This is a genomic window from Brevibacillus sp. AY1, assembly GCF_029870785.1.
In the GTDB taxonomy this organism is placed as follows: domain Bacteria; phylum Bacillota; class Bacilli; order Brevibacillales; family Brevibacillaceae; genus Brevibacillus; species Brevibacillus invocatus.
Window position 1 is genome coordinate 99,794 of the sequence record NZ_JAFLPN010000008.1, and the last position, 19,942, is coordinate 119,735.

Genomic DNA, 19,942 nt, shown 5'->3' on the forward strand with positions numbered 1-19,942 from the left:
TCCTATGACAGCTTGGATAGTACCCATTTGCGGATGTCTTTGGCAGCGGGAACAAGCTTCTTCTCATTGGCTTCTCGCTGCAGGGGCAGCCCTTGATTGACTGCAGCCTGCACACCGCGATGGTCGCGGACGATTTCGGCAGTGATCGGTGTTTGTGTCAATCCTTTCAAGTCGGATACGGTCAGTTCGTTATCTCTTCCCACCTGGTTGACCACGATCTCCAATCTTCCTTGGGTGTCGATTCGCAACTTTCTGAACAGCTCCTCTACCAGTCGATAGGTCTGTACAGACGGCGTATCCAGATTCATGACGTAATAGATCGTGTCGGATTCCTCCAAGGCCGAATACGTCAGCTCATTCATATGATTTGGCAGATCGAGAATGACAAAATCATAGCTGCGTCGGCTCGCGCGGATGAGTCGGGTGATAAACTCTTCGGAAATATTCTCGGCAGTCTCCGCATCTCTCGGGCTTACCAGCACTTCCAGCTTGGAATGACTCTCCCTCTGCGACACATTGCGAATGTGGTTTTCATTCATCTCATTCATCACCGGGACCAGATCCGCCAGCGTACGCATACTGTCGAGCGAGAAGAAGGTTTCCACGCCGCCGTACTGCAGATTCAGGTCTATCAGCAGGACGCGGGCGGTCGACTCCAGCTTGAGTGCCTGCGCAAAGCCGGTCGCCAGCTGTGTTCGACCGCTGCCACCCTTGCCGCTGTAGAAGGAATATACCTTTCCCCTTCCCCTGACGAATGCCCCTCCGGTCGCAACGGCTCCCTTCTTGCGCTGCTGGTGCTGCTCCAGCTCCGCGATTTTGTCCAGCCGATCCGTCAACAGCGACAGCTCGTCGGGCATCAGAATGTATTCGATCGCACCCGCGCGCACAACATCGCGCACCAGGGCAAAGTCTTGCTTTTCCGTTAAAAAAATGATGATTCCTTCCGGCAGCTCCCCCTGGATGTATTGAACCAGTTCAACCCCTGTGCCATCCTCAGGTTGAACGAGCAGCACGACATCGGGTGCAATCCGGTCGATCTCCTTTTTCACTTCGCGCGATGTCGTAAAGTGGACATTACGCTGGGTGAGAGATTCTCGCAACAGACTTTGAATTGACTCATAGTCGGCGACGACAAGTATTTTGACATCGGTGTTCATGCATTAGCCTCCCGAATTCGGAACTGGTGTAGGTGGAGTCCCTGCTGGTTGTGTCGATGCAGGCGGCTGATTGCCAGGCTGTCCTTCCGCAGGAGACGCCCCTGGTGCTCCTGGCTCTGCTGGCTGCTCGGAGAATGGCTCCGGAATCCCCAGCTCTTCTTTGCCTACATTGGCTTTCAAGATCCGCATGACATCGGCATAGTGCTGCTGATGAATAAAGACTGGAACCTGCTCGAACGGCATCTCCAATGCGACACCGCGAAATTGATCTTCGGATTTGGCGACCATCGCGACTGGAACGTCCTTCATGAAGACCTCTGTAGCCGGCTTTCCATTGATTTCACGGGAGACGATAATATCAACCCGATCCAATGCATCCAGCTGCTGGTCAAAGACGACTTTTCCTGAAGCGTAGACGGTGACGAGACGACTATTTTGATCACGTACCGTAGTCGCTGGCTTGAGGATGTTCTTCGTAATGATGTTGCCCTTTGACAATGGGACAACCGTCACTTGGTTCTTCAGGACTGCTTTGTCCGTTATGTACGAATCATCTGCATACTTTTTTGGAATTTCTCTCGTTGTGATCTGGTCTGGCTGGATCAGAGAACGCGACGCAATATCGGTAGTCGCCACGTAAATCTCCACCATTTCCCCTAGTTGAGCATTCAAATCCTTGATTTTTTTCAAAAATAAAAAGCCTGCTCCCGCCGCTAGCAAAATGGAAAGCGCCAAGAATATAATGGCTCTACGCTTGGATTCCAGCATGCAATGATTCCCTCTCCTTTTAAAAAACTTCGCTGTCAAAGGGCACGAGTCTTGTTCACTTGCTTCATTGACCCTTTATTCCAGAAAGTTATTTCTCACTCGATGTAAAACGCCAGCATTATCAGAAGTGCTGTTCCTCCTGCTATATAAGGAGCTAATGGAATTTCCCGCCCAATTCCCTGCTTTTTCAAGACTTTCGATGCAATCCAGACCGGAATAACCCCTATTCCTGCTATGAGGTAAGTAAGTCCCATCACCATTAATCCTGCCTGCCATCCCAACGCTGCACCCACCACCGCAAACAGCTTGATATCTCCACCACCCAGCTGTCCATTGCTGATCACTGCCATCATCAGGGTAATTCCCCCCAATACAACCACCCCGAGCACATACGAAAGCCATCGATCCGGCTGGGCAAAAGCATGGCAGAGCAAAAAGTAAACCATTCCAGGAAGCGTTAGCCAGTCGTAAATCATCCTGCTACGCAAATCGGTGTAAACGGCGATGACCATGATGATCATCATAGGAATGAAGACGTATGCGGGTAGCAATCACATCCCCCTTCCTTCCTTCCTTTGGAATATGTTGTCAAACCCACAGACGGACATTTGGCATAATTTGTTGCAAATCCCCCAAAATTTTTCTTTATTTTTTTGCAGAAAGGGGACTTTTCACTGATCGTTATGTGGACCAGCTGGGTTTATTGCCTCAGGTGCAGCCGTCTATTTTATGTCATTTCAGTCCGAAGACGGATCACCTCCTAGAAGGGGTATGTTAGACTGATAAAAGTGCAGGCTGGAAAAATAATCTAAAGGGGCTCGAAGGGATGAAGGAGTTTTTCGGATATGTTTTAATTGGTTTAGGCGTAATCTTTGTTCTGGCTACCTATAGTGGAATCGAAATGAATATGGGTGTTCTGTGGCCAGCATTTCTTTTGATTCCAGCGATTGGATTTCACATCTTCTTTTTCATGAATCCACACCCCAAACGGGCGGGACTGCTGGTTCCGGGAGGTATCCTGCTGGTCTATGCTCCGCTGTTTTTCTTTAGCCAGCTCTTGTTCGATGGCGACATGAGCGGTACATGGCCATTCTTTCTTATTGGTCCAGCCTTTGGTCTTCTGGAATTGTACATTTTCGGTGGCCGCAATCATGCCCTTCTGATCCCCATCTCGATATTGACCGTCGTCGCCAGTATCTTTTTGCCACCAACCTGCTATCGTCTCAATTAGGCGGAATTCTGGGGATCATTCTGATCGCTTGCGGAGGTTTTCTGTTGTTCCGCAAGAAAAAGGACAACTACAGCATAAAGTGATCCAACAACCGGGGGTTAACATGAAATGAATCTACTCACTCAAATGTCTGAGGTACAGGCACATCTGGAAGCCCATCCGATCAGTCTAATCTTTATAAAAATGGCGAATTGCGGAGTCTGTGACGCCACGCTGGAAAAGACAATCAAACTGCTTGAGGCCTTTCCTGAAGTAGAGGGTAGAATCGTCTCAATCGAAAAAACACCCGAAATCAGCGGGGAATTCCTCGTATTTGCCGCACCCACCATACTGTTGTTCTTCGAGGGAAAAGAGGTGCATCGCCAGTCGCGAATCGTCGTGTTCGGCGAGCTGGAGGATGCATTGGCATCTGTTCGCAGGTTCGGGTGAACCACGATCGATTACATAGCAAAACTAAGAAAATGATAAGAACCCCTGTCTTCACCATCTTTTTGGTGTGCCAGGGGTTCTCACTTTTACTATTCATCTATAAAACAGCAAAACAGCCAAAATGCAAAAAACAATCAGGTCAGCCTAGACGCAGCAATAGCAAAAAACGCATGCCGATGCTGGCATGCGCTTCTAGGACTGCGAGAGTTTCCTATTCTTCTTTAGCGTTTTCCGCATATTTCTTGAAATTGTCTAAAATCGATTGCCATCCGGCTTGCTGCATCTCCCTGCTATTCGTCTCTTCAGCATCGAACGACTCAATGATTTGCGTGTCGTTGCCTTGGCGAATAAAAGAGATCTTCACTTTTCTACCATCTCCCATCGTATAGGAGATAGTCTCGTACATGCTCACCTCATCGTATACTCCGCCAAAATCAAATCCGAAGCTGCCGTCTTTGGCTTCCATTCTCGATACGAATTTGCCACCGGCCTTCAGATCATTCTCGGCGTAAGGCGTGTGCCAGTCATCGGAAGCGTTATTCCATTGCATGATATGTTTCGGTTCCGTCCAAAATTTCCACACGCTTTCGACGGGAGAATGAACAATCGTCTCTACGGTTATCGTTGCCGGATTACCTGTTCCCATTACATACCACCTAATGTGAAGATAGTATTCTCAAATCATACCACGTCCATTATTTGGAGGTCGAGACATCCGATGTCCTACTAGACTCTTTATACTTCTCGTAAGCCTGCTGTATTAAGGTATAATAGTTCAATAGCAAAGGGGGCGGAAAACGGTGGTATGGTTAATAGGTCTTGCCTGCAGCGCTGGAATTGCGGGGGCGGCTTATTCAAAAAGGTCGCTTTCCGGTTCCGGCTTTCTGGCTGCAGTGATGCTGGGTACGGTGATGTACGCGCTCGGAAGCGTGATCTGGTTCGGCTCCCTCATTGCTTTTTTTGTTTCGTCGAACTTCTGGTCCAAGTGGAAAAAGCATGCAAAGAAAGAGGCCGAGAGTAGTTATGAGAAAACCGGGACCCGTGATGCCGGCCAAGTGCTCGCGAACGGTGGACTGGGGCTGCTGTTGTGTGTAGCAAATTGGGCTTATCCGCATCCGATTTGGTGGTACGCCTTCCTTGGTGTCATGGCGGCTGTTACTGCTGATACTTGGGCTACGGAAATCGGAGGTTTGAGCCGGACTCCCCCGAGATCGATCAAGACAGGTCGGCGTGTTCCACCTGGCACATCCGGAGGCGTCTCTGGCCTTGGCTTGGGGGCATCGTTTGCAGGCGGGTTATTTATCGGCACAGTAGCATGGTTGCTGCTTGCGATGCCCGGTCAAGCTGCGCCAGATGCGGTCGCGGAGATGCTTAGACCAGCGGCCTGGATCGGAATAGCCGGTCTGGCGGGCCTCATCGGATCGCTGACTGATTCTTGGATCGGTGCGACATGGCAGCAAATGTACCGTTGTGACGCTTGTGGTCGCGAAATCGAGCAGGCTCGTCACTGCGGTAAGCCAGCCGTGCGGGTCCGTGGCCGCATCGGCTGGAACAACGATTCCGTCAATGTCGCCGGCTCGCTTGCAGGTGGTGCTTCGGCGGTCTTGCTGGCGCTGGCACTTGGATTAGCTTGACATGTACTAAAACCGGAAAGACATTGTATCGCTGAACGATGCCTTGTCCTTCTGGTTTTTTCATCAAGCCACCGACTCAAATTGGCGATACCGGATTTCCATTTTCTGTCGAGACCGTACTTGGAGAAATCAACCCGTCATATTATTATTTTCCATTACTTTTGGTACGGTTCTCCGTAACGGGTCTAACGGTCAATTTGTATCTCTACAAACAACACGAAACAAAATGATACATTTTCCAGTTTAGAAGGAGTTTTGGATAAACAATTAGAAGTACCTACCTACAGGTTTATACTGGGAGGTTAATTATGGAAACCAAAATGAATTGGGATACATTATTAAGTGGAGTGCGTTTAAGAACTGGGCAAATTAAAGATAGAAGACAAGAAAACGAATTTGACTTACGAAACGATTTTGATGATGACTATGCAAGACTCGTTTTTAGCTCAGCAGTACGTAGACTTCAAGACAAAGCCCAAGTATTTCCATTAGATAATAGTGATTTTGTAAGAACTCGATTAACACATTCCCATGAAGTCTCTACAATAGGACGTTCTTTGGGAGTTAGCGTTGAAGAAAAATTAATTGAGCTTGGAAAACTATCCATCGAACATAGAGGTAAAATTAGCTCTTTGTTAGCTTTTGCTGGTCTGGTACATGATTTAGGTAATCCCCCATATGGCCACTTTGGGGAAGCAGCTATTCAAAAATTTTTTTCAGACTGGTTTAATAATAACCCCCGAGGAATTGAGATTAGAGATCGCCTTAACTCTTCTGCAAAAGTTTCTGATTTTATTAATTTTGAAGGTAACGCCCAAACCTTTCGACTTTTATCAAGGTTAAATTTCTTAGTGGATGAATTTAGTTATAATCTTTCTTCTGCATCTTTAGCCAGTATAATTAAATATCCAAGATCATCAATTGTAGGAAATAAAAACAAAATAGAGCGCAGGGAGAAAAATTTAGGTATCAGTTATAAAAAGTTTGGATATTTACAGTCTGAAGAACAAATATTTGAAAGGATCAAAAACTATACGGGTATTGAAAATCACCGTCATCCTGTAACATTTCTTTTAGAAGCTGCCGATGATATTGCATATTCCGCAGCTGATATTGAAGATGGATGCAAAAAGAAAGTTCTGGACTACCATACAATTGAAGGTGTACTAAGAAAACATTTAACTGATGGCTCTGAAAAAGATCAAAAATTATATGAGAGTTTCGTAAAAACTTACGAAGAAAATATACAAATAAATAGATGTGACAAATTAGATAATGCAGTACAAAGGTTTAGAATTGACGCTCAAGGCTATATGATACAATGTGTTGTAAAAGAATTTATTAGCAGACATGAATCGATACTAAATGGTGATTTTGACCAAGAAATAATCGATGTATCTGAAGCTGCAAAAGTAAGAGAGGCATTTAAAGAATTGGCGAATATTATTTTTGACTCTAAAGATATAGTCGCTAGGGAATATGCAGGAGGAAAGGTTATTCAAGGCCTGCTTAATATGTTTGTATCTGCTGTTGTTTCTGAGAATATAGAAGATAGTAAAACTGAGGAAGGTAAGTTGTATTTATTGATCTCTGATAACTACAGAGATATAATCGAAAAATATCCATTTGAGCTTGAAGACACTATTCCTAGTATATATGACAAACTTCTACTTGTTACAGATTTTATATGTGGTATGACTGACTCATATGCCCTTGAAATGTATCAGCGTTTAACTGGGATTAAGTTGTAGGAGGTACATAAATGGTTACCGCGTCCCAATTACAGAAACGTACAATTGATAATTTAATGAAATTTAGGACGGGGAATCAACAAGTTGCTTGTCTATTTAATAATCTAAGTGAATATGGTGATCTTATTTTAGTGGGTGGAGCAATTAGAGATTATGCCCATAAAACACTGCCTAGAGATATTGATATTATAGTTGATTCCAAAATATCCAATTTTGACGAGGTTCTAGATTCATATTGTTATCGTCGAAATCGCTTCGGTGGTTACAAGGTCTTTCTCGAAAATATTGAACTAGATATTTGGGGTATTTCTAACAATTGGGCATTCAGAGAAAACATTTTAGATGCAAAATTTGAAAATATTTCAAAAGGATCTTTTTATAATTTTGATTCCTTAGCGTTAAATTTAAAAACCTCGTATCTTGACGCTGATATATTTATACAGGCAATTAGAGAAAAATTATTGGATATCATTATTGAGGATAAATACATCAATTTAAATCCAACTCCTGAAGTCAACATTGTTAGAGCTTTTATAATCAGAAAGTACTGGGAGTTGGATTTCTCGAATAGGGTGGTCGATTATATTACAAAATGGTTTTCACAGTATAATAACCCTATCGATATCTTAATTGAAGCTGAAATAAAACATTATGGTAAGGCAAGATTAACTTCTGAAGATTACCATCTTCAACTATTTGCCGATCTTTAATTAATTTTATTTTTAATAAAAGGAGTTCTTGCATGCAGAGCAGGAGCTCCTATTTTTTAGGAATAGATAAACATAGTTATTTAACCGCCTGACCTGTTAAGGGTGTTAATTTTCGGTAACTGGTAGGGCGATCATTTTCTTTACATTAACTATCATTTGAAAATCGAGAACTCGACTGAAATTCATTGACTCCCTGTAAAAATTAAAAGTCACAAAAGGAAAGAATGACGAAGAATATCTGACCCGAAGAAAAGATCAACGGAGGCAGCGAGTTCTGACTATATACACGTTTTAGAGAACTCATATTCAAAGTGCTGATTCTTTATTCATCACTGGAACTTCCACCACACTTTAAGTATATTTTTGAGCCCATGTTCATCATTACACTAATATTTAGATGCTTGTTTATTAAGATTACCTAGAAAAACAAGCAGTCAATCGATACTTATTTTTAATTATCTGGAATTCCTCTTAAGGCATGAAAACATTATTCTTCGTCAAGAAGCTATATTTGATAAATTTTGCTCTTGCGATAAAATGAGAATAGTATTATTGGTTTGAGGAACTGGTTTATAAATTGTAAAACAACACAACTCATCTCAGTAAAAACAACTTCTATGCTAATAAGGGAGAATCCCGAGTGGTATATGTTTTATTTCAAGCTTGGGCACCAAATTATGGGTACAAAAGGTGAGCACTAGAAAATAGGGTGGTGATAAGATGGCTTATAATGCAATTGATTTATTTTCTGGCTGTGGAGGAATGACAGAAGGTTTAATAAATGCGGGATTTAATGTAATTGCAGCTATTGAAATAGATAAACATGCTGCTCGGGTATATCGGTTGAATCACGAAAAACACGACATCCATTTATTTGAAGAAGATATTAGGAACATAGAAACCCAAAAAATACTGGATCTTCTCAAAGGACAACCACTTCATTTATTAGCCGGATGCCCACCATGTCAAGGCTTTTCATCAATTAGACGTCGGAATAAAAAAAGGGCTTCAAAAGATTCACGTAATAGCTTGATATTAGAATATTTAAGATTTGTTGAGGAATTGCAACCAATAACCATTATGATGGAAAATGTACCAGGGCTGGAAAACTACACGTTATTTAAAAAAGTATATTCCCGACTTAAAAAAATAGGGTATAAACTGGAGTATAAAGTTGTTGATGTGGCAGCATATGGGGTTCCTCAAAGAAGAAAGCGACTGGTGATGTTAGGCTCTTTGATAGATAAAATAGAAGTACCTCCAGGTAATGAAAGAGTTATGACTGTACGAGATTTTATTGGCGATTTGGAAAGTGTGGATGTCACAACTGATAACGCACATAAACGTTACCCAAGACACTCTGAAAAAGTTTTGCAGAGAATAAAATTAACTCCACGCAACGGTGGAAGTAGAAAAGATTTGCCTGCAGAATTTACATTAGAGTGCCATACAAAAAAAAATGTAGGATTTAATGATGTATATGGCAGATTGAGATGGGATGACGTATCTTCAACAATTACTGGTGGTTGTTTAAATCCTTCAAAAGGTAGATTTCTTCACCCTGAAGAAGATCGATGCATTACTGCAAGAGAAGCCGCTCTATTACAAACGTTTAGACGTAATTATTACTTCCCCGATGATATACCAATTTCGTCTATCGCATTAATGATCGGAAATGCATTGCCCCCTGAATTTTGTAAAGCTCAAGGTTTGGTTGTTCGGAAAAAACTAGACGAGGCATTAATGTGTAATATTGTTGTTAAAGAAAAACCGTCCAAAATAATAAAATTATAGTTACGGAAATTGGAAATTATTTCACCATATTATTTATGAAATTTTGGAGGATAGAAATGGACCTTAAACAAGTACTATCCGAAAACTTAACTTATAATCAGCAAGCTGCCGTATTAGATGACAATGAAAATATATTATGCCTTGCTTGTGCTGGATCCGGAAAGTCACGAACATTAGCCTTTAGAATTGCCTATTTAATTGCTACTGGCTGTCCCCCCCAATCAATCGTTGCTTTTACATTCACCGATAAGGCAGCAGAATCAATTAAACGCAGAGTTGCTGATGCACTTTTGAAATTTTCTCTGCCAGTCTCATTAGTTGGGGCAATGTACATTGGAACGATACATTCTTATTGTCAGTATTTACTCGGTAAAGTAGATGCAAAATATCGACAATATGAGGTTCTCGATGAAAATAGGTTTAAATTATATCTACTATCTCGTTATTACACCTTAGGCTTAAATGGAATTCAAAACGAACGTAATGCAAGAATGTTTTCTACAATTAAAGAAGTTGCTGATGCATGGAGCACTGCAAATGATGAAGCATTATCCCTTGAAGATATTGAAAATGAAGACGGAACGTTAGGTCGCTTATTAAAAACGATATATCAAAGCTTACATCGAGATAAGTTTATTGATTTTTCTCTGATGATACGTCTTGCAGTAGAAGAACTTGAAAAGGAGACACCGTCCATTAAGGAATCATTAAAAGAACTAAAGCACATTTTGGTTGACGAATATCAAGATATTAATCCTATACAAGAAAAACTAATAGTACACCTAAAAAAACAAGCTGAGTCTTTATTGGTTGTTGGTGATGATGATCAATCAATCTATTCATGGCGTGGAGCTGACGTTAACAATATCTTAAGTTTCCAAGACCGGTACTCTAACTGTTCTACTCATATTTTGAGTACTAACTTTAGAAGTACAAATGCAATTGTTCAAGCCTCGGATTACTTTATACAACAAGAGCTAAGTACATCTCGTCATTCAAAAAATCCAAAATCACATAGTGATGGTAATATTAGTGACTTCAAATCTCTATGGTTTGATTCAAGGGAAAATGAGGCTAGATGGGTAGCAAATAGAATTAATGAATTACTTGGCACAAAATTCATTGAATATAACGCCGATGGAACGGAACGTGAAGTTAGAGGGTTAACACCTGCAGATTTTGCAATCTTATTCAGATCAATTAAAAGAAGTTATAATCCCCAAAATTTACCTCACAAACACCACGAATTTACTACCGAATTGCGTAGAATGGGGTTACCATACTCCCTAGATGCTGAGGGCGGTATTTTCGAAAGACCTCACGCTGTAACAATTAGAAATACTATGGAATTATTACGTGAACCTGCTCCTACGCGAGAAATGATGAAAGTGTTATTTGAAACAGTTATAATTTCTAATTTCCCAAATGCTGATTTTAATGAAGTAGCCAAAGTTATCTCCGATTGGAACCTAAAAATACATACACCTCAAGGCGGAGCGCGTCGTAAAGTTTATCCTCAGGAATTCTTACATCAAATTATGCTAGCTTTTGGCGTTCCAAAAACAACATTTGATGATGTTGTTATGCGAGATTTGGGGGTTTTTAGCAGTATTATCCTTGATATCGAAAAAGTATATGTCAGCATTGACTCTCCAGGTAGATACCGAGAAATATTAAACTTTCTTTCTAATGTTGCTGAGAGTGGTTATGACGTAAGTACTTTGGATGTAATCGCAAAACCTGACGCCATAACAATTTCAACAATTCACAAAATGAAAGGTCTGGAATATCCGGTAGTTTTCATTGTCGATGTAGTCAATAGACGGTTTCCTTCCGATAAAAGTAGTTATTCCGGATGGCTTCCATCCTCACTAATGGAGGAACCCGTTCGAAGAGGTGCCTATTGTACGACAAGACAAGACGAGGCTCGACTGTTTTATACAGCGATGACACGAGCAGAACGATTCTTGTATATCACTGGAAGTGAACGACAGCCCGACGCTAAAAGCTTGAAGAAACCATCGGATTTCAAAAAAAGAATTGATCAGCTTGGCCTTTCTAACGATAACTTAACCTTGCCTGTTGGAATTGAAAAAGTTCCTCAAAAACGTCGGATTGATGAAACCCTACTACCAACCAGCTATTCAGAAATCAAAGAATATATGGTTTGTCCTATGCGTTATAAACTTAAGAAATTTTTCGGATTTAATCCTGCAGTTCCTGAACTGTTCGGTTTCGGATTAACAACGCATACTATTATTGAAAAACTACATCAAACCTATAAGAATTCTGCTCCTAGTCAAATGGAAGTAGATACTGTTGCCCAAGAGACATTTCACTTAAAGCACATTTTTCCAAGTAATGATCCAGTGAATAGACCAGGTCCTTATGAAAGAGCGTACGAGAGCGCAAAGGAAGTTGTTGGTAATTATGTTAATTCTTTTGGATGTGATTTTGAAAGAATTAGGGAAGATGAAGCAAGGTTTGAAATTAATATTGGTCAAGCATTGGTTTCAGGTGCTATAGATTTACTTCTTAAACGTGATGATATTGGTAATATTATTGATGCACACGTTATTGATTTTAAATCATTAGATACACCTGACCAATCCGCTGAAAATGACTGGATAGATTTATCTTTACAGGTTCAACTTTACGCTCATGCTGCTAATGAAGTTTTAGGTGAAAAGACAAAAACCGGTTCCGTGCATTTACTAAAGGATAACAAGAGAATAGATATTCCAGTTTCAAAGGATGCTATAACAGCAGCAATCGGAAATATTAATTGGGCAGTCGAACGTATTCTTGATAATGATTTTCCAATGAGGCCTTGCAGCAAGAAGTGTAATAGCTGTGATATAAGTAGAATATGCTCTCAAACTCCACAGCAATTTATAAACACTAATAATATGCCGCCTAAAATTCATATTCCGGTTGAGAATAAAACTGTTAGTATTAGGGCTTTTAGCGAATTCGAGGATTGATTTGCTATTTCATGAGTAAGCTAGAAAACTATATACGTTGTTTTCATAATTAGGGCTATTCTTGTATGGTTAATTCCGGCAAGGATAACCCTTTTTTGTTATTGGATAAGTTTAGATTGAATATGGATTGTTATTTCGTAGTTTATTATTGTACTTACAAATTACCACTAATATCTGAAAGTACATTTAACATGTAAACAAAAAGACAACAAAACAATATTATTTTCCTAACAAATTTGAAATATTAGCTGCCCCTTATACCGCCCCATTTATAAATTCCTTTTTAAAAGAGAAAAATCAAATTTTCACTACAAGTAATAAAAATATCTGTCACTTATGATAAGTCTCTCCTTGCTTAATCTAAAAGAACCCTACTCCGTTAGCGAAATAAATTGGCTAGGTGCCTTTAGCCCCTGCATGAATTTCTAAGACAATTCCCCCATGACTCCTTTCAATACGTTTTACACAGACGCAAATAAACGGTCATATTCTGTTTAATGAAAAACGTCGAGACGTTTTTCACAAGAAAAAAAGCAGCAGCCACGAATCTGAAAAAAGGTCCCAGTGCTGCTTTCCAGTTCATCTCAGCGATCCATTTCAACGATTAATGCGTGCCTGCTGCTTTACGATCCTGTCTAGCGTGCAGCTTTTTTATGGTAAATCTGGCTATCGGCTGTGCGATCAATGCTTCAACCCAGAACGCGATGAAAATGTTTCTTGGCCAATGATAAAAGAAGTTTTGAATCGGCTCCCGGCAGACAAACGCATCTTACTTTCGCTACGCACTGATAGGATCATTTTAGCACCTTGTGAAAATAATTATCAATCAAATTTAAAGACCGTGAATTCCGATAATCTCCATAAAACAAGGGTGTCTCCCGAGCCATTATCCACTCGGAGGACACCCTTTTCATGATGCGTTCACTTGTATTACCAGGCCGCAATACAACCATCAGTCCGCATATCCGTTCCGCCGATCAGCACACCTTGTTCATTGCGCCAGATAATCTGTCCGCGGCCAAAGTAGTTGCCTGGCTGCGCCCATTTGATTGTGTGGCCTTTGCGCTCCAACGCCAGAGCCAAATGCTCTGGGAAATGCCGCTCCAGCTCCACGGTCTTGCCTTCCAGCCACTGCCAGCGCGGTGCGTCGAGGGAAGCTTGCGGGTTCAAATGGAAATCTACCGTGTTCATCACAACCTGCATATGCCCTTGTGGCTGCATGAAGCCGCCCATAACTCCGAACGGTCCTACCGCTTTTCCATCCTTCGTCAGGAAGCCAGGAATGATGGTGTGATACGTACGTTTGCCTGGTTCCAGTCGATTGTCGTGCTTCGGATCGAGCGAGAAATTGTGACCGCGGTTTTGCATGCCAATCCCGGTATCCGGAATAACCACTCCGGAGCCAAAGCCCATGTAGTTGCTTTGAATGAAGGAGACCATGTTGCCTTCACCGTCAGCAGTACACAGATAGACTGTACCGCTGCTGCGCGGTTGACCTGGTTCTGGAATCAGTGCCTCGTCACCGATCAACGCACGTCTTGCCGCTGCATACTCCTCGGAAAGCAGCTCTTCCACAGTCACGCTCATGTCTTTTGGCTCGGTGATGTAGTGCATGCCATCAGTAAAGGCCAGCTTCATCGACTCGATTTGCTTGTGGTACGTATCGGTTGTATCTTTTGCTCCTACCTCGAAGCCCTTCATGATATTCAATGCCATCAGGGCTACCATTCCCTGCCCGTTCGGCGGGATTTCCCATACGTCATAGCCGCGATAGTTGACGCTGATTGGTTTGACCCACTCTGGTTGGTACGCTGCCAAGTCTTCCTTGGTCAGGAAACCGCCGCACTCGCGGGAGAAAGCATCGATTTTGTCTGCAAGCTCACCACGATAGAAGCTCTCTGCATTCGTCTCGGCGATCAGACGCAGGGTTTGGGCATGAGCTGGAGATTTCCAGATGTCTCCTGCCTGTGGCACACGTCCGTCTGGAGCAAATGTCGTGAACCAATGCGCGAATTCAGGACCTGTGCAAAGCTTTTTAAACTTGTTGTAGCCCACTTTCCAGTAGTGCGCGAGAGTCGGGGAGAGTGGAAAGCCTTTCTCCGCGTAATCGATGGCAGGCTGCAGAACTTCTGTCAAAGGAAGACGGCCAAAGCGCTTGGACAAAGCAGCCCACGCAGCAGGAGCGCCCGGTACGGTTACCGGAGTCCAGCCGTATGTCGGCATTTCTTCGTGACCTTTGGCTTTGACGGCATCAATGGAAATGCTTTGCGGAGCCGGACCGCTGGCGTTCATGCCAAACAGCTCATCCTTGACCCATACCAGGGCAAAGGCGTCTCCGCCAATACCGTTGGAGGTAGGTTCCACAACAGTTAAGCAAGCAGCTGTAGCAATCGCTGCATCGATCGCATTTCCACCCTTTTTCAGGATGTCCAGACCTGCTTGGGCTGCCAGGGGTTGAGAAGTGGCAACCATGCCATTATTGGCAAAAGTCGTCGTTCTACGCGATGCATACGGGTATTCATGTGCGTCAAACTGTGTCATATGTTATTAACCTCCTTTTTTCTACCGTAAGAGCTAACCAATAAAGAAGAACCCGTAGGCCATCGAAATCAGAATCACATAGGCAGGATGCATTTTCCACGTCTCCAAAAGCAGATAGGAAGCAACAGTCAGAATCCCTGTCTGCATCCAGCCAATCCCTTCGACAGCTCCCATCAGAAACTGATACGTCATGGTTCCCAATAAGACCGTTATGATAGGACGTACCGATTGTGTCATTGCTTTTACCTGGGGTGACTTGCGGAACATATGGATAAATTGGAGCAGTAAAATCATCGCGATGGCAGTGGGCGCCACTGTCGCAAACAAGGCAACCAAAGCTCCCGGCACACCGGCTACCTCATAACCGATATAGCCAGCCAGCTTGGTAGCGATCGGGCTTGGCAAGGCATTCCCAACAGCAAGTACTTCACCAAACTCCTGAACCGTCATCCATCCATACTGGTTGACCACTTCATTCTGAATCAACGGAATACTTGCAGGACCGCCGCCGTACCCCAGAATATTGGAAATAAAAAAGGCCCAGAACAATTGAAGATAGATCATGCTGCCCCCTCCTCACTGTCCTTTTTCTTCCGTTTCCGGACGGACCATGTGGTGTAGGCAAAAGATATGAGAAGCGCGATTCCTACGACGATTCCGGGATGCAGATCCAAAAGAACCAGCGCCACGATGGACAAGGCCAGCGCGATGCTGATGCCTGTTTTACTGGACGCGCCCTGCCAGCCCTTTTGCAGGAACTCCCAGGTCATAACCCCAGTCATGACAGCAATCACCGGACCAATCGCCTGAATCATGCCGTATACACCTGGAGCGTCTTTATATTGATAAATCACTCCGAGCAGCGCGATCATCAGAACGACGACCGGCAGAACCACTGCAATGTTTGCAACCAATGCGCCCTTCCAGCCTTTTACCCGGTAACCGATGTAAGCTGCAAGCTTAGTCGCGATCGGACCTGGCAACGCGTTGCCAAGCGCCAGATTATCAGCAAAATCATCTTCCGTAACCCATTTATACTTTTTTACACACTCCGTATGAAACAGGGGAACCATGGTAGGCCCCCCTCCAAAACCAAAAATCCCAATCCGAAAAAAGGCTAGAAACAACTGCCAGTAAATCATATCGTACCTCCATCCTGACCCTACCTGCTATTGCAGTTCCCCTGATTGAACCAGATGGCAGGAAACCAACTGGCCAGCACCAATGTCAGCCAGACTAGGCACCTTCGACTTACAAATTTCCGTTGCGTATGGACAACGCGGGTGGAAAGTACAGCCACTAGGTGGATTTGCGGGGCTTGGCAAATCGCCCGTCAGTAAAATCCGCTCCCGCTTTTGTCGTGGTTTGGCCACCGGTACGGCAGACAGCAATGCCCGTGTATACGGATGGCTCGGGTTTTCAAACAAAGTGCGCTTGTCAGCAATTTCGACTACCCTGCCCAGGTACATAACTGCGATCCGATCACAAAGATGTTTGACTACGGACAGATCATGGGAAATGAACATCAATGTCAGATTAAATTCTTTTCTCAGATCCTTCAACAGATTGAGCACTTGTGATTGAATCGACACGTCCAAAGCAGAAACCGGCTCGTCAGCAATAATCAGCTTTGGCTTTACGACCAACGCTCGGGCAATTCCGATACGCTGGCGTTGGCCTCCCGAAAAATCATGTGGATGGCGATTCAGATGCTCTTTGCGCAGTCCCACAATCTCGATAATTTCTTCAATCGTCTTTAAACGTTCTTCTGTCGTCCCAATGTTGTGGACCATCAAGGATTCCATCAGAATCTGCTTGATCGTCATTCGTGGATTCAGTGACGCGTATGGATCCTGGAAAATCATTTGCAGATCCTTGCGCATCCGGCGCATTTCTTCCTTCGGCAGCTTCGCCAAGTCCTTGCCATCGAACCAAACCTCACCTGCTGTTGGCTCCAGCAAACGCAGAATGCTGCGACCTGTCGTCGATTTTCCGCAGCCGGACTCGCCTACAATACCCAAGGTTTCACCAGGATACACCTGCAGATCAATTCCGTCTACCGCTTTTACATAGCCGGTCGTCTTTTTCAAGAACCCGCCCTTGATCGGGAAATGCTGCTGTAGTCCTTTTACTTCCAATAGAGGTGTCGTCATGCCTGTTCTCCCTCCTCCGCATACAACCAGCAACGGCATTTATGCCCTTCCAGCTGCAATAGCTCAGGTGCTTTTTCTTCACATACTGGCATCACCTTGGAGCAGCGAGGAGCAAAACGGCAGCCCTTCGGCATCTGATGAGCCAATGGCACAGAGCCAGGAATGGTCTCCAGATACTCTCGTTCATCCTCCAGATCGGGGATGGAATTCATCAATCCGATGGTGTACGGATGCTTGGGATTCTCAAAAAGCGTCTCTACATCCGTTTCTTCCACAACCTGACCAGCGTACATGACAATTACCCGATCACACATTTCCGCGACGACACCCAGGTCGTGCGTAATCAACATGATCGAAGTGCCGGTCTTTTCCTTCAAGTCGCGCATCAGATCCAGAATCTGTGCCTGAATGGTTACGTCCAGCGCCGTAGTCGGCTCGTCAGCGATAATCAGCTTGGGATCACAAGACATGGCCATGGCAATCATGACACGCTGGCGCATACCACCTGACAGCTGGTGAGGGAATTCGCCATAAATTTCTTCGGCGCGCGGCATACCTACTGCCTTTAACATGGCAATAGCCCGCTCTTTGGCCTGTTGTTGGCTTGCTCCTGTATGCAGGATGACTGCTTCTTCAATTTGTTTGCCCACCGTATGCAGTGGATTCAGCGATGTCATGGGCTCTTGAAAAATCATCGCGATTTCGTTTCCACGCACGGATTGCATTTCTTTCTCCGACAGCTCCAACACGTTCTTGCCATTGAAACGGATCGTACCTCCGGAATTTCCGTTTGGAGGTAATAGGCGCATGATGGATAGGCTGGTTACGCTTTTTCCACAGCCCGATTCACCCACAACGCCCAGCGTCTCGCCGGCACGGATGGAGAAGTCGACGCCGTCAACGACACTGACGACACCGTTGTCCGTGCGAAACCGGGTTCTCAGTTGTTCAACTTCCAAGATCGTCGTCATCTGCTCCACTCCTTTATTCTATTTACGTGCCCGAGGGTCCAATACCTGTTGTAGTCCATCTCCCAACAAGTTAAATCCTAGCACGACCAAAAAGATTGCAATACCGGGATAAAACGTTGCATAAGGCGCGACGGACATCAGGCTTTGTGCATGGTTCAGCATACTTCCCCAAGATGGCGTCGGCGGCTGTACGCCCAATCCCAGATAGGAGAGAGACGCTTCTGCAATAATACCAGATGCCATTGCCAAGGTCGCCTGAATCATGATCGGGTTCATCGCATTCGGCAGGATGTGACGGAAAATGATTCGGGCGTCCTTGACCCCGACCGAACGAGCCGCATGGATGTACTCCATGTTTCGCAAGGATAACACCTGACCACGGGTAATACGTACAAAGGCCGGCGAAAATCCGATACCGATCGCCAGCATGGCATTCCCGAAGCCTGAACCAAGTACAGCGGAAATAGCCAAAGCCAAAATCAAAAACGGAAACGCCTGCATCGCATCCACTGAGCGCATGACGATCCACTCGTCCCAGAAACCGCGATAATAACCAGACAAGAGTCCAATGGGCACACCGATCAGCATGGCAATCCCTACAGAAATAAGGGCTGCCTGGATCGAAATACGCGCACCGTATACGACGCGGGAAAAGATGTCTCGACCTAGATCGTCTGTTCCAAACCAATGCTCCGCATTCGGTTCCATTAAAATCTTGTTGTAATCTTGCTCATTGGGGTCAAATGGAGCAATATACGGTGCAAAAATAGCCACAATGATCAGGGCCAAGATAATGATTGCCCCGATAAGACCCAATCCGTTGCGGAGGAATTTGTTAAAAGTTCTCATTATTCGCCCGCTCCTTTCCCGGATTTGATACGTGGGTCGATGACCGCATACAGGATGTCAACAACCAGGTTGACGAGAACGACCAGAATGGCGGAAACCAGAATTGCACCTTGTACCGTTACGTAGTCGCGTTTGAATACCGACTCCACAATCAGACGTCCGAATCCTGGAATGGAGAAAATGGATTCCGTGATGACCAGACCGCCTAAAAGTCCTGCAATCATCAAACCAGAGGTCGTGATGACCGGTACCATCGCATTCCGCAGAGCATGTCCCAAAATCGTGCGTGCTTCGTTCAAGCCTTTCGCTTTAGCTGTACGAATGAAGTCCATATTTACGACATCTAGCAAGGACGAACGCAACATCCGCATCAATACCGCAGATTCACGAAGCCCGGTAGCGACACATGGCAAGATCATCGCCATCAGGTTTTGCGCCGGATTTTCGGAAAATGGCACATAACCTGAGGAAGGCAGCCATTGATTCTCAACCGCAAAGAAAATAATCATCATCATCGCCAGCCAGAAGCTGGGGATACTCATACCGCCCAGTGCGGCAAATGTACTCGTATAATCAACCCAAGTTCCGCGTCGAACTGCAGCCAGAATTCCCGCTGGAAAGGCAATGAGGATCGCTACGATAAACGTCCCGATCGTCAATTCTACAGTCGCAGGTAATCGCTGCAAGATCAACTCGGAGACCGGAACTCTGTCCGTAATCGACATTCCCAAATCTCCCTGCACTACTTTTCCCAACCAGGAAAAATACTGCTCTACGATCGGCTTGTCCAGTCCTAACTCTGTACGCAGTGCCTGATACGCTTCCGGTGTCGCTTCTTGTCCTAAAATGACCCGGGCAGGGTCGCCCGGGATCATATGAATCAAGGAAAACGTCATAATCGACACCAGGAGGAGAATCGGGATTGTCAGCATAAGGCGTCTAACTACGAACATCATGACAATTCCCCCTC

Annotated in this window: 18 protein-coding genes; 7 read left to right on the forward strand and 11 right to left on the reverse strand. The window is 44.3% G+C overall.

The annotated features are described in order from the left end of the window. Positions 1 to 2: 2 nt before the first annotated feature. From JZI27_RS09755 to JZI27_RS09765, 3 genes are all read right to left on the reverse strand, one after another. Positions 3 to 1,157 (reverse strand): CpaE/TadZ family protein, encoded by a 1,155-nt coding sequence (locus JZI27_RS09755; RefSeq protein WP_280207414.1) that lies wholly within the window; start codon positions 1,155 to 1,157, stop codon positions 3 to 5. Positions 1,158 to 1,160: 3 nt separating this feature from the next. After that, positions 1,161 to 1,925: a flagella basal body P-ring formation protein FlgA gene (locus JZI27_RS09760; RefSeq protein WP_280207415.1), complete on the reverse strand. Its 765-nt coding sequence runs from the start codon at positions 1,923 to 1,925 to the stop codon at positions 1,161 to 1,163. A gap of 95 nt (positions 1,926 to 2,020) precedes the next feature. Beyond that, on the reverse strand, positions 2,021 to 2,476 hold the full coding sequence (locus tag JZI27_RS09765) for a prepilin peptidase (protein ID WP_251244019.1): 456 nt from the start codon (positions 2,474 to 2,476) through the stop codon (positions 2,021 to 2,023). 275 nt (positions 2,477 to 2,751) lie between these two features. Here JZI27_RS09765 and JZI27_RS09770 point away from each other — a divergent pair, with 275 nt between their 5' ends. Both JZI27_RS09770 and JZI27_RS09775 read left to right on the forward strand, forming a co-directional pair. Continuing rightward, complete coding sequence (locus tag JZI27_RS09770) at positions 2,752 to 3,156, forward strand: hypothetical protein (RefSeq protein WP_280207416.1); 405 nt, start codon at positions 2,752 to 2,754, stop codon at positions 3,154 to 3,156. 108 nt (positions 3,157 to 3,264) lie between these two features. Beyond that, entirely contained in the window at positions 3,265 to 3,585 is a 321-nt protein-coding gene (locus tag JZI27_RS09775) for a thioredoxin family protein (RefSeq protein ID WP_280207417.1), read from the forward strand. A gap of 211 nt (positions 3,586 to 3,796) precedes the next feature. On the opposite strand, the gene JZI27_RS09780 is transcribed toward JZI27_RS09775, so the two are convergent. After that, entirely contained in the window at positions 3,797 to 4,231 is a 435-nt protein-coding gene (locus tag JZI27_RS09780) for an SRPBCC family protein (protein WP_280207418.1), read from the reverse strand. Between the two features lie 154 nt (positions 4,232 to 4,385). Here JZI27_RS09780 and JZI27_RS09785 point away from each other — a divergent pair, with 154 nt between their 5' ends. From JZI27_RS09785 to JZI27_RS09805, 5 genes are all read left to right on the forward strand, one after another. Continuing rightward, on the forward strand, positions 4,386 to 5,219 hold the full coding sequence (locus tag JZI27_RS09785; protein WP_280207419.1) for a DUF92 domain-containing protein: 834 nt from the start codon (positions 4,386 to 4,388) through the stop codon (positions 5,217 to 5,219). Between the two features lie 308 nt (positions 5,220 to 5,527). Next, positions 5,528 to 6,970: a dGTP triphosphohydrolase gene (dgt, locus tag JZI27_RS09790; protein WP_280207420.1), complete on the forward strand. Its 1,443-nt coding sequence runs from the start codon at positions 5,528 to 5,530 to the stop codon at positions 6,968 to 6,970. Positions 6,971 to 6,981: 11 nt separating this feature from the next. Then, positions 6,982 to 7,680 (forward strand): hypothetical protein, encoded by a 699-nt coding sequence (locus JZI27_RS09795; protein ID WP_280207421.1) that lies wholly within the window; start codon positions 6,982 to 6,984, stop codon positions 7,678 to 7,680. Positions 7,681 to 8,400: 720 nt separating this feature from the next. After that, on the forward strand, positions 8,401 to 9,474 hold the full coding sequence (locus JZI27_RS09800; protein ID WP_280207422.1) for a DNA cytosine methyltransferase: 1,074 nt from the start codon (positions 8,401 to 8,403) through the stop codon (positions 9,472 to 9,474). Between the two features lie 56 nt (positions 9,475 to 9,530). Then, entirely contained in the window at positions 9,531 to 12,458 is a 2,928-nt protein-coding gene (locus JZI27_RS09805) for an ATP-dependent helicase (RefSeq protein ID WP_280207423.1), read from the forward strand. 930 nt (positions 12,459 to 13,388) lie between these two features. Here JZI27_RS09805 and JZI27_RS09810 read toward each other — a convergent pair. Genes JZI27_RS09810 through JZI27_RS09840 form a run of 7 tightly spaced genes read right to left on the reverse strand, consistent with a single transcriptional unit; the run spans position 13,389 to position 19,928 of the window. Next, positions 13,389 to 14,999 carry a gamma-glutamyltransferase family protein gene (locus tag JZI27_RS09810; protein ID WP_280207424.1) on the reverse strand — a complete coding sequence of 537 codons (1,611 nt, stop codon included), beginning with the start codon at positions 14,997 to 14,999 and terminating at the stop codon, positions 13,389 to 13,391. A gap of 33 nt (positions 15,000 to 15,032) precedes the next feature. Then, positions 15,033 to 15,563: a chromate transporter gene (locus tag JZI27_RS09815; RefSeq protein WP_122908986.1), complete on the reverse strand. Its 531-nt coding sequence runs from the start codon at positions 15,561 to 15,563 to the stop codon at positions 15,033 to 15,035. After that, the gene (locus JZI27_RS09820) at positions 15,560 to 16,141 is read right to left on the reverse strand and encodes a chromate transporter (protein WP_122908985.1); all 582 of its coding nucleotides are present in this window, start codon (positions 16,139 to 16,141) and stop codon (positions 15,560 to 15,562) included. Before JZI27_RS09820 ends, JZI27_RS09815 begins: the two co-directional genes overlap by 4 nt. Positions 16,142 to 16,168: 27 nt before the next feature. Continuing rightward, complete coding sequence (locus tag JZI27_RS09825) at positions 16,169 to 17,152, reverse strand: ABC transporter ATP-binding protein (protein WP_122908984.1); 984 nt, start codon at positions 17,150 to 17,152, stop codon at positions 16,169 to 16,171. Continuing rightward, positions 17,149 to 18,123, reverse strand: coding sequence for an ABC transporter ATP-binding protein (locus JZI27_RS09830; protein WP_122908983.1), 975 nt, complete (start codon positions 18,121 to 18,123; stop codon positions 17,149 to 17,151). The genes JZI27_RS09825 and JZI27_RS09830 overlap by 4 nt, the downstream gene beginning before the upstream one ends. An 18-nt stretch (positions 18,124 to 18,141) precedes the next feature. Further along, positions 18,142 to 18,972 carry an ABC transporter permease gene (locus JZI27_RS09835; protein ID WP_122908982.1) on the reverse strand — a complete coding sequence of 277 codons (831 nt, stop codon included), beginning with the start codon at positions 18,970 to 18,972 and terminating at the stop codon, positions 18,142 to 18,144. Next, positions 18,972 to 19,928, reverse strand: a complete 957-nt coding sequence (locus JZI27_RS09840) for an ABC transporter permease (RefSeq protein WP_122908981.1) — start codon at positions 19,926 to 19,928, stop codon at positions 18,972 to 18,974. Before JZI27_RS09840 ends, JZI27_RS09835 begins: the two co-directional genes overlap by 1 nt. Between the last annotated feature and the right edge of the window lie 14 nt (positions 19,929 to 19,942).

Bases quoted from the DNA above. Each gene is read 5' to 3' on its own strand.
- JZI27_RS09755 (WP_280207414.1), bottom strand. From the start codon at position 1,157: ATGAACACCGATGTCAAAATACTTGTCGTCGCCGACTATGAGTCAATT.
- JZI27_RS09760 (WP_280207415.1), bottom strand. From the start codon at position 1,925: ATGCTGGAATCCAAGCGTAGAGCCATTATATTCTTGGCGCTTTCCATT.
- JZI27_RS09770 (WP_280207416.1), top strand. From the start codon at position 2,752: ATGAAGGAGTTTTTCGGATATGTTTTAATTGGTTTAGGCGTAATCTTT.
- JZI27_RS09775 (WP_280207417.1), top strand. From the start codon at position 3,265: ATGAATCTACTCACTCAAATGTCTGAGGTACAGGCACATCTGGAAGCC.
- JZI27_RS09780 (WP_280207418.1), bottom strand. From the start codon at position 4,231: ATGGGAACAGGTAATCCGGCAACGATAACCGTAGAGACGATTGTTCAT.
- dgt (WP_280207420.1), top strand. From the start codon at position 5,528: ATGGAAACCAAAATGAATTGGGATACATTATTAAGTGGAGTGCGTTTA.
- JZI27_RS09795 (WP_280207421.1), top strand. From the start codon at position 6,982: ATGGTTACCGCGTCCCAATTACAGAAACGTACAATTGATAATTTAATG.
- JZI27_RS09800 (WP_280207422.1), top strand. From the start codon at position 8,401: ATGGCTTATAATGCAATTGATTTATTTTCTGGCTGTGGAGGAATGACA.
- JZI27_RS09805 (WP_280207423.1), top strand. From the start codon at position 9,531: ATGGACCTTAAACAAGTACTATCCGAAAACTTAACTTATAATCAGCAA.
- JZI27_RS09810 (WP_280207424.1), bottom strand. From the start codon at position 14,999: ATGACACAGTTTGACGCACATGAATACCCGTATGCATCGCGTAGAACG.
- JZI27_RS09815 (WP_122908986.1), bottom strand. From the start codon at position 15,563: ATGATCTATCTTCAATTGTTCTGGGCCTTTTTTATTTCCAATATTCTG.
- JZI27_RS09820 (WP_122908985.1), bottom strand. From the start codon at position 16,141: ATGATTTACTGGCAGTTGTTTCTAGCCTTTTTTCGGATTGGGATTTTT.
- JZI27_RS09825 (WP_122908984.1), bottom strand. From the start codon at position 17,152: ATGACGACACCTCTATTGGAAGTAAAAGGACTACAGCAGCATTTCCCG.
- JZI27_RS09830 (WP_122908983.1), bottom strand. From the start codon at position 18,123: ATGACGACGATCTTGGAAGTTGAACAACTGAGAACCCGGTTTCGCACG.
- JZI27_RS09835 (WP_122908982.1), bottom strand. From the start codon at position 18,972: ATGAGAACTTTTAACAAATTCCTCCGCAACGGATTGGGTCTTATCGGG.
- JZI27_RS09840 (WP_122908981.1), bottom strand. From the start codon at position 19,928: ATGATGTTCGTAGTTAGACGCCTTATGCTGACAATCCCGATTCTCCTC.